The organism is Labrys miyagiensis (assembly GCF_030160835.1).
GTDB classification, from domain to species: Bacteria; Pseudomonadota; Alphaproteobacteria; order Rhizobiales; family Labraceae; genus Labrys; species Labrys miyagiensis.
In genome coordinates, this window is record NZ_BSPC01000002.1 from 1 (window position 1) to 13964 (window position 13964).

Below are 13964 nucleotides of genomic sequence, written 5' to 3' on the forward strand. Positions count from 1 at the left end.
CTTGCTGGCGCGCCGCAGCGCCGCCTCGATCTGGCCCGTGCCATAGACGCTGTCCGCAGCCACCCAGGCAAAGGGTGGCTTGGCGGTCAGGGCACGCTCGATCATCGTCAGCGCCAGTTGCGGCTTGGTCGCAAACTTCGTGTCCGGCGGGACGTGGGCTGCCTTCATCCTTGCCGCATCGTCCGTCCAGGCCTTGGGCAGATAAAGAGCCCGATCGATGAAGGCATGCCCATGGCGCGAGGCATAGGTGGCGAAGACGCCGATCTGGCAATTGGTGATCTTGCCCGCTGAACCGGTATATTGACGCGCCACGCCGCACGACTTCTTGCCTTGCTTCAGAAAGCCGGTCTCGTCGATAACCAGGACCGCTTCATCATCCGCCAACGTCTCCAACGCATAGTCGCGCACCACATCCCGCAGCGCATCCGCATCCCACCGACTGCGATAGAGTAAGTCCTGCTGGCGCCAGGGACCTTTGTCTCCAGCCGCTTCCGCTCGCATCCACCCGGTCTTGCGCGGCTCATTACCAAGCAAGCCGTCAATGAAGGCCTCCGCTGAAGCCACTGTCGCTTTGCTGCGAAACAACGGCTTCAACCGTTCCTTCGCCGTCCGTAGCGACCCCGCCCATAGCTCCAACGTCGTCTCGATCGATGCCTGCGCCATCCACGATTCTCCGAATCATGGTGCTCCAGTGATTCAGACATCATTCAATCACGCAACAAAATTACGACTGTAATGCTAGGCGCCACCAGCCGCGCCCTGGGTCATGTGGGTCGCGATCATCGCTTCCAATATGTCGAGGTTTAAGTCCTTAAGGCGCCTGAACCTGACACAATAGCCGGTGACCTTCGCCTTGCCAATTTTCCTGCCATAGGTTTGGGGCAGGTATTTCCTGTCCTCGATCCCCATGAGATAGAGGGAAATTCCGGTTGCGTTTGAGCTTAAGCCGATCCGGTAGAATTCCCGGGTGCCGCCGTCCGCATATTTCAGCGTCTGCGTCCCGTATCCGATGTTCTCGTTAGTGACGATTTTGTTATCGCTGTCTCTGCCATTGAGGAACCACAGCTTGCAGTTCGGCGACGCGGTGAGGATGAGGCGTTGTATGGCTTCGATCTCGGCCCGCTTTGGGGGGGCCTGAGCGTCGATATACCGGTCGATTTGCGCCTGCACGTTCACGTCGAAGATCCTCACGCCCGTCTCATCGGAATGACGAACGAGCTTGTCGGTATCCGACATCGCTCTGCAAATTGTTCGAGGCGTAGGCGCCTTCCGATCCTCGCTGACCAACGTCTACGTCCGGCTCACACCTCAATGCGGGGAATCCACCCCAACTCAGACGTAGTCGAATTTTGCCCTCGGCCCATGCCGTGCTCCTACAGGGTGCAACCGACGGGAAGGTCCAGATCCAGCTGGGCTGACTGCCATGCAGCCCGGCATAGTCATCATCGGTGCCGGCGAGGCCGGCGCCCGTGCCGTCTTCGCTCTGCGCGAGAACGGTTGGTCCGGGGCCGTGTCCGGAAGATCCGGTTCTAGGGAACGCTCGGCGGTAAGCCGCCGTTCTGAGCCTGCCTCACCAGGCAAAGCTTGCCTGGTCGAACACGCAGACCCCACGCATCGCGTCATGGGCAGCCAGACGGTTAGCTTCGAAGTTCCGGCAAGGAACTGAGGCAATATGGGGATTGCATCCTCTGGTTCGGCTCGATGCTCATCCACCGCATCCTGTCGCCCGAGCCGAAGAGGTCCTGTCGGCCCTCTCTCTTTCGCCGGCACTTCGACCGGAAATGCATCGCCTTGCAGCGCGAACCGTCAAACAATACTCTTAGCAACCTGCAGTGCTAACCCCTCGACCGCGACCCCCCATTTATGCCGAGAAGGTGAGCCCGTTTATGTCATGGAAACAATCACATAGCGGTGCCCAGTTTCATTCTGCCGGGCGCGTCAGATCCCCAGACCTAGCATGATACAATCACAACCGTCTTGGTCATGGATTGGTCGTTCGCCGCTAAACAATTGTAGCGGGCCACCCAGCATGCCGGTGGCGGGAGTAACGGTACGCGGCCTGCGACGAGTCTCCGTGGTTCGGGCGCTGGCCACTTACCATCTCAGTTAAGGATTGGCCGATCATGTCGCTCGTACTGGCAAACTATCGAGGCCTTGCTAGTTCCGCCTCGACCACACGTCGTCGCTCTTGCAGGGCTTTCACCTTCCGTTCCGCGGGGGCTATTACCTTCTTGCCGAGCATTGCAAGCAACGGCTCAAGCCCCTCGTATCGGTAGACCGGAAGCATCCAGTCGTACTTCCAGTAGTCCTGGAACATCGCGTAGGGTCGACACGAACCTTCGAGCAGCGGTTGAACGGGGACGGCAAGGTGCGGAACGATAGCCTCCAACTCCTTCGGTATGCTGCTCGGGTCAGTTAGGTCGGCAATGATAAAGCGGCTCATGCGGGCCAAAAGGGAGACGGTCTCGGTAATGTCCCGCGCGGCTGGAAGGTCGAAGTCGAATAGGATCGGTAAGTAGTCACGGCTGCGGAGTTCCTCACGGAGGGCGTCGAGGATGGCCTTCCGCTTATCTGCAAAGCGGCCCAAGATCAGCACCGCTTTTTTGCCGATAGTGTCGATGACGTCTCGGATCTTCTCGTTGTGTAGCAGGAGATAGATGAACTGCGCGACTTCAATGTTGTCGACGGTGATTTCGGGTTCGCCCACACGCGTGACGATCAAGCTTTGCTGCTTGGCACCCTCCAGCTTTAGACCCCACGCGGCTACGCCGTAGACGCGGCAGCCGCTAAGATCAGCGTGCGTAAGGTCCGCGTCGACTAGGGTGACAGCGGTGAGGTCCGCCGCGCTCAGGTTCGCCCCGCGGAGGTCCGCCCCGTTGAGGTCCGCCCCGCTGAGGTTAGCCCAGGGGAGGTCAGCCTCGCCGAGGTTCGCCCCGCGGAGGTCTGCCCTGATGAGGTCCGCCCTGGTGAGCTTCGCTCTGAAGAAGTTCGCCCCAGTGAGGTCCGCCCCGGTGAGGTCCACCCCGTTGAGGTTCGTCTCGCGGAGGTCCGCCTCGCGGAGGTCCGCCCCGCGGAGGTCCGCCGCGCGGAGGTCCGCCCCCTTGAGATTCGCCTCGCGGAGGTCCGCCCCGTTGAGGTCCGCAGCGTTCAGGTTCGCCCCTGGGAGGTCCGCAACGCGAAGGTTCGCCCCGCGGAGGTCCGCCCTGATGAGGTCGGCCCTGGTGAGGCTCTCTTTGAAGAGGTTCGCTCCGTTTAGGTCCACGCCGTTGAGGTCTGCCCCGCTGAGGTCCGCCCTGCTGAGCATCGCTTTGAAGAGGTTCGCTCCGATGAGGGCCACCTTGCGGAGGTCCGCCGCGCTCAGGTCCGCCCCGTTGAGGTCCGCCCCGTTGAGGTTCGCCCCGTTGAGATCAGCCCCGCTGAGGCGCAGATGGATGTCGGGGTTCTCGTGACGCCACGCGTTCAAGGCGGGCACGCCCTGCTTGAGTAATGCGACGTGCTCGGCGCTCGCCATTGGAGTATCCCGGAGTTGCTGAGACGGATATTCGATGAAATGCCGGCGCTATGCAAGGACGACCCAAAAAGAATGCGATGCCTCGACCAGCAAATCATCGATATCCTCAGCAAGGACCATCCCCAGAGTCTGCGCCATGCTTACTACTGCCTGACAAACCCGCCTTCCCGTATTGGTCTTGAAGGATATGGCTGGGTACCGCGCGGTGAGGCAATGCTTGCTCGCATTGCGCCGCGATGGGCGCAGCCCGTTCGGCTGGACAACACATGCGACGCACGCGGCTACTTCGTTAGCACCTTCGACAACCCGGCCGGCTTCCTACGCGCACAATCCGGCCTGTATGGCGCTGATTTGTGGAAACAGGCCGGAATCCTCGCCGAGCTATGGTGCAAGTCCAGGAGTATACCCGGTGCCATTGTGGGAGACGGCCAAGAACTGGCAGTGAGCCTTTGGCATGCAGGTGGTTTCAAAAATTGGAGCTTAGCTTTTCAGGCCGCCTGCGCCCGGAATGGACGAGACGACGGCCGGCCAGGGATCATAATTGGAAAATTCCAACTCAAAACGGTCCGAGCTAGTGGGGGCACGTCACCGCAGCCGAATGCGTAGGCTGGGAGGAGCAGAGGACGATGAAAGCGAGCAAGCTTTCAGCAAACCGAAGCCTCAATCCTGTGGGTGAATCTTGTGTGGTCGAACGTAGTCATTCGGCTCGATCCTCGATGCCGTACTTGGTTCGCACCGCGTTAGCCTCCTCACCATGGCCCAACTTGTCGAGCGAGTCAGCAGTGACGCGCGCTGAGTCCTTGGTCCAGCGGTGATGCGAACCCAGAACCTTGTCATGTGCAGCCAGTGCCGATCGGCCAAGTTCCAAAGCAAACAACGGTTCACCTCTGGTGAGCATCAACGACGCGAGATTTCTTCGAGCGCGATTTGGATTCGGGTGCTCCGGCCCTAGCGCCTTTTCCCATATCGCAAGTGCGCGCTCGTAGCGCGATTGTGCGCCCGCCAGGTCGCCCTCTCCCTGGAGCAGGTAGCCGAGATTGTTCAGACTTAAGGCTGTGTCGGAATGCTCGGGACCGAGCGTCTTTTCATAGATCGCCAGCGCTCGCTCGCTGAGCAGCCGTGGCCGTGCAAGGTCGCCCTGGGCGCGGAGCAGTAGGGCCAGATTACTCAGGCTCATCGCAGTGTCGGGATGATCGGGACCGCGCACCTTCTCGCGGATCGCGAGCGCACGTTCGGCAAGCGGTCGCGCACTCTCAAGGTCACCCTGACTCTGGATAAGCAAAGCAAGATTATTTAGGCTCACGGCGATCTCAATATCCTCCGGCTCACGCATTTTTTCGTGGATCGCCAGCGCACGCTCTAAAAGCGGCCGCGCCGTCGCAAGATCCCCCTGGGCACGCGCCAAGTTGGCTAAGTTGTTGAGTCTAATACCAGTATCGGCATGCTCGGAACCGTGCACTTTCTCATCCATGGCCAGAGCACGCTCGAAGAGTGACCTGGCCTCCGCATAGACGCCAAGCGCGGATTGGCGGTACGATCCAGCTCGATCTAGCAGATATGCGGCACCGTTCTCCGCACCAGCCGGAACGACGCCGTCGCCGACCAACGCAAGCACGAGTGTGTCTAAACGGCGAGCGCGGGGCCACGTTTTTGGATCGTCCCAGACGTTTGTCGGGTAAACGGTCGCGGTCGCTTCAATAAGGGCACATCGGACTTCTTCACGCGCCTCGCTGTCACGCCGCGCAACTGCAACCTCCCGGACAAGCCTGTGCAGACGAACACAATCGGTTGTGATCGCGGGATCGCGCTCATCGAAGATCATCTCACGGTCAACGAGCGCGAAGACGCGCAACGCCGCCAGCGCCTCAATCAGGCCATCGTCCGCCAGGCCCGCCGCCAGCGCCCATCCAAGCTTCTCCCTTCCCTCGGAAAAAAGGAACAATGGGATTGGCTCAGGCCCTAGCAGCGCAGCATGCACGATCAGTGGCTCGGCGGCCGCATGCAGTTTCGCGGCTTCCTCAATCGCAAGGGAAAAGGTTTTAGCGACCGTTAGGCCGTCGTGATACTCGGCTGGCGCGTGGCGCGTATCGTCGAGGTACTTGGCCGGAGCCGAATCGAAGCGCTCTCCGTATTCCGCAAGGGACACTTCCAGCCGCTCACAATAGGCTGCCGCCTGCTCGTGCGCGAGAGGTAGGCCGCCGAGCGCCACCGACAGCGCCTCGGCAGCAACGCGCTCAGTGATACGGCCTGTACGAGCGAGGAGATAATCGGCGCCGACCTGTTTTGGCCAAGTGCGTATTTCTATGGGCTCCGCGATACCACGCCAATTGTGCGCGTTCGAGGTGACCAGCAAACTTGCCGCCCCGCCGCGTGGCAGATAGGGTTGAAGCGCTTCGGCGTTCATAACATTATCGTACACGAGCAGGACACCATCGCCTTCGAGCCGCAATCGCTCCATCACAGCGGTGAACGCTGGCTCTTCCTTCTCGTTAGCTGCAACCCAGTTGAGCCGGGCACCAAGGCCCACAAGATCGGTGCGCATCGTCGTTTCGGTCTGCGCCCGTATCCACCAAGTTGCACGATAGCTGCTGCGGTGACGGTCGGCATAAGCGGCTGCCAGCGCCGTCTTTCCCACCCCGCGTAGCCCATGCAACGCTGTGATCGCGACCCGCCCCTGGTAGCGGATGAGAGCCGTCTCGATGGCAGCAAGCGAATCTTCGCGCCCAAGGAAATGAATTGGGACCCGAATTGGGATGTTAGAGACCGCAAATGCCTCGCCAGGATAGGCAACTGGCGCCGACCCTGCCGGGCTTAGCATAAACGCCCGGAAGCGATGATGCGCCTCATCGTTCGAAATGCCATATAGCTCGCAGCGGCGGTAGTGGTCGATGAGGCTCGGCAGTCGGCATGTTTTGACAGCGACGATAAGTACGAAGCCCGGTCGCCGCGCCGCCGCCTGCCACATGGCAGCGTTGCGTTCCAACGTTGAGTACGGCGCTCTAAGATAGTCATCCGAGACGACACACAGCACATGGTCGGCGGCGTCATGCCGCGCCTCCATCCAGGCATAAATGTCTTCGCCGCTTTTGATCTCCAATTCGTGAAGGTGCGGCGCATGCCCGAGCCCGCACAGCGCCTCCGCAATCCAGAATGCCCAGTCGCGATCGGCATTCGTGTAACTGACGAAGATATCCGCCACGTCTTTCGCCCCACTCAGACCTATACACCTCTGCCAGATCATTAGGTCCGGTGCGATTGTAAGCAAGCCCCGCGGAGCCGCCGCAGGGAGCTGAATGTCGAGAATACATCTAGATCCTTGGCCAGCGAATTTCAGCCGTATGCCCGGACTAGCATTTTCGCCTTCTCGCCCATGAAAGACTACTGCGGAACAAAAGTGCCGCTCGCCCGAACTGCAGCAAAATGAGTGATGCACCTGCAGCGAAGCGTGACTTGCGCTGATCTGTCCGCGGCTCGTTTATCTGTCAGTGGTGTTGTGCCGGCCTGGACCCACTGTCTGTCGAGCGTCTCCTATGAGGTCACCAAAAGATTTGTTCTCCCAAATACGACAAAGTGGAATGAATGAAGATGAGATAATCGGAACTTTCTCTCAACGCGCAGTAATGGCCTAGGTTGCGTATATTTGGTGCCGCGGAAGGATCTGGCCTTCCACCGCCACTTCAATGGATTTGAAAGAGTGGCCCGCGAACCGGTGGAAACACCTAAGGTATTGGCCGGTATGCCTGAAAGGGCAGATCTTGTTCTTGGCACTGAGAAGTCGGTTGCCGCCGAAACGTGTCTCTAGGCATGCTTTCACCTACTGGTTGTAAGCGTAAAAGTATATTGCCATATAGTATTCCCTTGCCTTAATCTCGCCTATGCGAAGATAACGACGAGGCCATTTACTATGGCGCGCATTTTTATCAGCCATTCGACCCGGAACGATGACACGGCGGTGATGGTCAAGGCGTGGCTTGCCGACAACGGCTGGACCGACGTGTTTCTCGATAGGGATCCTGTCCGTGGCATCGCGGCTGGCGAGCGTTGGAAAGATGCGCTTCAGAAGGCGGCACACCGGTGCGAAGTTGTTATTGCTCTTGTCTCCAACGATTGGTTGGTCTCGACTTGGTGCAAGTCGGAGGTCGATGCCGCGAGGCTGATGGGCAAGAAGATTATCGCGCTGCTCATCGACATCGAAAGATCGAGAGTTCCACCCGACCTCACCGACGAGCAATTCATAGACCTTACCGGTGATCCATCAGCCTTCGCTCGTCTCAAGGAAGGCCTCAAACGAGCCGGCCTTGACCCAACAAGTTTCCCCTTTAGGGAAGGCAGGCGTCCCTACCCCGGCTTCGCTTGGCTGGAAGAAGAGGACGCCGCGGTATTCTTTGGGCGTGACGCACAGATCGTGCGGGGGCTTGATGAAATTCGAAGGCTCGTTCGAACTGGCGTCAGCCGCATGCTCGTCATAATCGGGGCATCAGGTTCCGGAAAATCGTCCTTCATGCGCGCCGGTCTTTGGCCTCGGCTCAAGCGTGACGATCAGGCCTGGTTGCCGTTGCCGATCATTCGACCTGAGAGAGCCGCGATTTCGGGCAATTTCGGACTCGTCCAAGCACTCTACACTTTGATAGGCGAGCCGCGGTTCGCCGCCGGATTTCGGCAGCGCGGGCTACCTAGAAGCCGCCTAGAAATTCAATACCTTGTTGAACAGACGGAAGACGGGCTTGGGCAGCTATTGGCGGCGTTGCGAGAGATCGCCCAGGAGGCGATTCTCGGCGAGAACGTCACGCCGCCAACAATAATCCTAACTGTCGATCAAGGCGAAGAGCTCTTCAACAGAGAAGGACGTGAAGAGGCTGAGCGTCTGATCGCAGTTCTGACGAAAACACTCACGTCCGATTCCAGAACATTCGCGGTATTGGTTGTCCGCTCGGATTCTTTCCCTCTTCTGCAGGTGGATCCACACCTTGCCGCCCTTCCGAAAGACGCCTTTACGCTCGATACGATGCTACAGGGTTCTTATCGGGCGGTGATCGAAGGCCCAGCGACCTTGGTCCAGCCTCCCCTGACGATCGATCCGCGGCTAACCGATGCACTACTTGAGGACATATCGGGGCAGGACGCCTTACCACTGCTCGCGTTCACACTAGCCCATCTTTATGAGAATACCGCGGTTGACCAGAAACTTACCATTTCCGGTTATGACAGAATCGGCAGAGTCAAAGGAGTAATTGACAAGACCGTCGTGCAGGCTTTCGCGGAGGGCGTTGCAAGGGGCGAAGTGCCGAGAGACGAGAAGGCTCAGCTCGCGCTTGCTCGCTCCGCCTTCCTTCCGCATCTTGCGCAGATCAATGCGGCTGGCGTGGCTGTTCGGCATGTCGCTGCGCGCAACCAGATCCCTGCCGAAGCAAGTGCTCTGATAGACCGTTTTGCCGACCAGCGTCTCCTAATCCGCGATCGGCGTAAGGACGCGGCTGGCAATGATGTCGATGTCGTGGAGGTGGCGCATGAGGCTTTGCTACGCCAGCCACCATTCAGCGACTGGCTTACTGACGATCGCGAATTTTTGGTGTGGCGTGACCGTCTGAGTCACGCACGCGCAGCGTTTGAGGCCAACGAACGCGGGTTGTTGACAGGCCGTGAACTGACAATTGCGCGCAATTATATTCAACTGCGGGCTGAGCGGGAGATCGAGCCTGCCGATCGTGCTTTCATCCAAGACAGCAGCGCTGAAGATAACAGGCTGCGAGAAGAGGAGGCCGAACGAGAACGTAGTCGCCAGGCCGCAGAGCGCGAAGAGCAGGAGCGGCGTATTCACGATGCAGAGCGAATCGCGGAGGAACAAAAAAAGGCCGCAGCCGCCCGCACCCGAACTGCATGGGTTGCCTTTGCCGGCCTAGTGATCGCTGCACTTGTCGCGACCATAGCGATTTTCCAGTATTTCACGGCGACGGCCGCGGAAAAAGAGGCGAAAAAACAAACAGTTGTTGCCGAAAAGGCACAACACCAGACCGCCCAGCAGAAACAGCTCGCAGAATCAGCGATTGACCTTGGCCAGCGAATTGCCGGTCCTATATCAGCACGCCTCTCAAGGCCCGCCGAAGTAGTGCTATCTGCCGTCGAAACGAAATCATCGATTCCTCAAGCTCAAGCATATCTAGAGATCGCCGATTATTATTTACATTCCTTCGATGTTGAACAAGCAAAAAGGGAAATCGACCTTGCTACTAAGTTAATAGATACGCCTACAAATTCTGGTGACGACATCGATAAAACCGATGCTGAGACAGTCTCTCAGATTGGGCCCAGCGCAGACGCTGCTCCAAACGCGACATCCCAAAATTTTGATTTGGCCGGATTGCGCCTTCATAGAGATGAGTTACTCGGAGACTGCAACTCAAAAGATTATCGTTATTTTCCTAGCGCTCACCATGCCTATGAACTTGCAATAGCGGATTCCAATATATTCACATCCAGTGACCCTAAACTTCAAGTAGAGAAAGATCGAATATCTGTAAAAGACGCCGATATATATATACTGGAGAACAATTTTGATCACGCGAACTTATTGCTATCTAGCGGCGAAGAGGATCTATTAAAGCACTTAGACCAAACAGACGCCTTGGTTGAAATGGGAAAACTTAAGCATATGCGGGCCGAAATTGGTATTAGGAAAGCGAAGACAGGCGATATACATACAAACTTTGCCGATTCCGAATCTTACTATCGTCACGCTCTGAGTAAAGCGCCTACCAATGATGAAATAAAGTTAAGCTTTGCTGAGATGTTGACGAGGCGCGCAGATTATTCGCGCCAGAATGCAGAAGTAAACGCCACTAGCGACTACGAAGCGGCCTTTCGATTGTACAAGAGTGTTCTTGCCGACGATCCTACATCACAGCAGGCAACCGTTGGGCTTGAATACGTTCGCTATGGCGAACGAAAGTTAGGCGTCATCGCCGATGCGGAAAAAGAGGAGAACAATGCCAAAGTGGCAATAGTGCAAGCAATTGATGACGAGTTTAGCAATGGGATAGGCAAATTTCATTTCGGCATGACACCTGTACAGGTTAATGCGTTGCTGAGCGAGCCTTTTGGGGACATCCAGAACATGTCTTCAGATTTGCCTGACGGTGCAGAATATGAGGGCAACACATATATTTGGAAGTATCTGCGCGACGAGCCGGAGTTGGCATTGCCGGAGTTCAAGGACACGTGCACATTCAATTCAGCTTTCGTTGTATTCTTATTTTCAGAGAGTGGCTTGATAAAAATTGGATATCACGCAATGCAGACGCCCGATGCTTGTCCGTCTCGAAGCAGTTTGGTCGATAGTTTTGCATCTCGATTTGGGTTAATAGCGACTGGATCAAACTCATATCGAGGCTTTTCATATCAGGATGACACCTTGGGAATATCGGCGAAGACAACATCTTATTCGGTTTTAATTGAATTTACTCAACGATGACATTTATTAGGGTACCTGCAGCGCAGCGGCCTTTGGTTGAAGCTGTCTAAGCGATATAATTGGCGTCGCCTACACAGAGACACAATATCTGACACCTATTTCTGCAGACTGGGAGTGCTCAAGCACAATCTTGTGAGGTGAGGCGCTCACCTAAATGGTCATGTGCCTCAGCCTCCACGGGGCTTGGTCAGGATCTCATAGGTGCAAACAAACGATTTCCCTGCGACGCGGTAGGTATCAGAAGGATTGTCGGGCTCCTGGACGATTGCGTCGCCACTCTTAGCGATCATACTTTCGCCCCAGGGCGCGGTGAAGACGAAATTCCCCTCTTGTTCGCCAACAATGAAATACCGAACCTCGATCGAAGTCGGCCGAAATTCTCTCCACGCCGCAGACGCTTTCTTGCCATCTCCCGGTTGATAGAGTTTCCTAAAGTTCGCTTCAGCAACCAGGTACTCCTCGTTACCCGTTTCTGGGCAGCGATTGCGCACCACCATATCACCAGCCCTGGCCGGCTTGCTCCGCGTTTCCTCGCCTTCGCCCTTGATGAAGGTAATAATGATCTCGCCTTGCTTGGCGGGACGGGCATCGACGGCCTTGTTCTTTCTGGCGACGCCGACCCGGCCGGCTGCTTCAGCCGCCTTGAAAAGTCTGCCAACATCTTTCCTCGGCAAGGTCACACTCATTGACGGACTACTCGCACCAACAAAGGAAAACGCCAAAGTTAGCGATAGGATCCACTGCATGCAGAAGGGGCCAAATGATCGCGTCTGATTGAAAGGGGCAATAAGCATTTTCTTGTTCCTGCCCATCGAGTAGCCAGTGCCCTAGGCGCGATAGCTCAAGCTAGGATTTGGAAGTCTCGATTTCGGCCTTGATAGAGAGAGTCGAAATGCCTTCGTTAGCCAGATAGGTACCGGTCTTACCATTGAGCATGGGTACGGGCCGTTCCGAGCCCGCGTGATGCAAGGCAATCACGTGCCACATTTTGGCATCGAATACCGGGCTTCCCGAGCTTCCGCGCTCAGTAGGCGTCCTGTAATGGACGCGACACACGCCTGGTACGAGCGAGTTGCTGTTGGGCGGTCCCTCGTGATCAAGAAGCTGGTTGTCCTGGAGAGAAACCGACAACTCCCGGCCGCCGGGGTAACCGATGACATAGACCCTCGCCGCTTCCTCTACAACCGGCAGGTCCCGGGCAAGCGGCATCGGCTCGATTTTCGTGACTTCGCCCTCGAGCTTGAGGAAAGTCGCATCGTGGCGCGCCACAGGCCTTGTCCAGACGACACTAGCTATATTGTAGCGCTTTGCGGTGTCCGCAGCTTCGAAGATGACTTCGGCCTCCTCAGGTCGAATCCCCGGCGAAAGACCGAGAGGATTAACCACATGCCAGTTGGTTAGCACCAGCAGGTCGTCTGGGGGCTCCAGGCCAAAATCGCCAGCGCGGACCAGGAAGCCGGTGCCCACGCGGCCAAAATCCTTCAGCCGGATCGAGGCAACGGCAGCAGCACGTTCCAGTCCGCGTCGCATCCATTCATAGGTCTTCGGTCCATCCTTTCCGAGCACGGCCTCCAATGTCGCTCTTTGCGGCTCGAAGGATCTGAGTTCGGTGACATCGCTGGGGGTAAGTCGCAGATCCTGGTTTTCAAGTTGGAGTAGACGAGCGCGCAGTGCCGCGACAATCGAACGGCCCCTTAAGTCGTTGCCTGAATCAAGGCCCCAGATGTCCGTGAGCTGGCGCAGCGTGCCGGCGACGAGGAAGGCCTTTGTCCGTTCCCCAGCCGCATATGCCTTGATCTCCCTCTCGACGGCGTCCCAGTCACCGAGCCCAAGATGCGCCTCCGCCAGGGTGGCAGAATGCCAATCGTCCCGTTTGTCGTCCGGCACGGTAAGGAGAGTGGCGACGATTTTTCCGGCGATGACAAGCGGGTCGAGATCAGAGCCAACTGAGATATCCAGGCGGCGCGCATGTTTGAGGAGGGCTACGAGATTGACACCGTGCCAGGTGAGCGCCGGATCCGCTTCATACGGTTCTCGATAAGATGCGATGGCGTTCTTCAAGGCGTCGCGGGCCTCGGGGCTCGCCTTGTCGCTCAGCTCAAGGAAAATCTGCTTGTAGGCACGCCCGAGCAGGCCGCCCGCTTCGACATACTCTGAGGGCTTAAGGTTCGGCCGCGCCCGCAACGCTTTCAGTACATCGATCGCCGCTGTGACATTGCCCAGCTCAATGAGACATTGGGCATAGAGGCGCCGGTTCTTCGCATCCTCCGGATCATGGCGGCAGATCGCTTCGGCGAGCTTACTCATCAGATCGTACTGGCGAGCATCCCGCAAATTCTCGACCTGCGTCTTCATGATGGCAAAGTCCTCTGCCGAGAGACGTCGCAGCCGCCGCAGTGACACTTCCGCCTTCTGGCGAACTTCATCGAGTGTCGACACGTAATCCATATGTCGGCTCCGCTAAAAGCTGAAACGATTCCAGCAAAACTTTGTCGGCCTAGCTGCCGGTTCCGATCGTGCCAGCCACATCGGAGCGCACGAGATCGTCTCAAAATTTGGGATACAGAGGAACAAGCAGACTAGTCGATCGCAAAAGTATGCAGTGATTGACGATAGCATAACGAGACCTCCCATTTATTAGTTCGAATATAATATGAATATCGACGATACACGCCTCAAAGCCATCTCCCAAATTCATGGTAGTATTGAGGAGCTTCCGATTCGGCTGAAATTTATGGAAAAAATGCCCGCCAATCTTTGGATCGGGACGGACGTCGGTTGGTTTTGGGCATATGTTGCCACGCTGCTCGCTGCCTGTGTGACTCTTCATTCCTATCGATTAGATACCGTCAAACGCCAAAGCAACGGGGCGCTCGGTACGGCACCAAGGGTAAAAGCTACGTGTTTCCACTCAACGTCAAAGCCGGTTCGTTTCCGACATTCCTGCGCGAAGATTCGACTTTCGAAGAATTGATAACAAGGGGA

Annotated in this window: 8 protein-coding genes; 2 read left to right on the plus strand and 6 right to left on the minus strand. The window is 57.1% G+C overall.

Annotated elements, in window-relative coordinates; genetic code table 11:
* The 4 genes from QQL24_RS00085 to QQL24_RS00100 form a co-directional block, all read right to left on the minus strand.
* Positions 1–663 (minus strand): IS701 family transposase (locus tag QQL24_RS00085; protein WP_284309831.1); only part of this gene is annotated, 663 nt, incomplete at its 3' end.
* 75 nt (positions 664–738) lie between these two features.
* Entirely contained in the window at positions 739–1236 is a 498-nt protein-coding gene (locus QQL24_RS00090; RefSeq protein ID WP_284309832.1) for a DUF1801 domain-containing protein, read from the minus strand.
* A gap of 907 nt (positions 1237–2143) precedes the next feature.
* Positions 2144–3511 (minus strand): pentapeptide repeat-containing protein, encoded by a 1368-nt coding sequence (locus QQL24_RS00095; RefSeq protein ID WP_284309833.1) that lies wholly within the window; start codon positions 3509–3511, stop codon positions 2144–2146.
* 697 nt (positions 3512–4208) lie between these two features.
* On the minus strand, positions 4209–6710 hold the full coding sequence (locus QQL24_RS00100) for a tetratricopeptide repeat protein (protein ID WP_284309834.1): 2502 nt from the start codon (positions 6708–6710) through the stop codon (positions 4209–4211).
* A gap of 705 nt (positions 6711–7415) precedes the next feature.
* Here QQL24_RS00100 and QQL24_RS00105 point away from each other — a divergent pair.
* Positions 7416–10979, plus strand: a complete 3564-nt coding sequence (locus QQL24_RS00105) for a toll/interleukin-1 receptor domain-containing protein (protein WP_284309835.1) — start codon at positions 7416–7418, stop codon at positions 10977–10979.
* A 167-nt stretch (positions 10980–11146) separates the two neighbouring features.
* On the opposite strand, the gene QQL24_RS00110 is transcribed toward QQL24_RS00105, so the two are convergent.
* Both QQL24_RS00110 and QQL24_RS00115 read right to left on the minus strand, forming a co-directional pair.
* Positions 11147–11773, minus strand: a complete 627-nt coding sequence (locus tag QQL24_RS00110) for a hypothetical protein (RefSeq protein ID WP_284309836.1) — start codon at positions 11771–11773, stop codon at positions 11147–11149.
* Positions 11774–11825: 52 nt separating this feature from the next.
* The gene (locus tag QQL24_RS00115; protein WP_284309837.1) at positions 11826–13427 is read right to left on the minus strand and encodes a serine protease; all 1602 of its coding nucleotides are present in this window, start codon (positions 13425–13427) and stop codon (positions 11826–11828) included.
* Between the two features lie 205 nt (positions 13428–13632).
* Here QQL24_RS00115 and QQL24_RS00120 point away from each other — a divergent pair, with 205 nt between their 5' ends.
* Positions 13633–13953, plus strand: a complete 321-nt coding sequence (locus QQL24_RS00120) for a hypothetical protein (RefSeq protein WP_284309838.1) — start codon at positions 13633–13635, stop codon at positions 13951–13953.
* Positions 13954–13964: the final 11 nt, after the last annotated feature.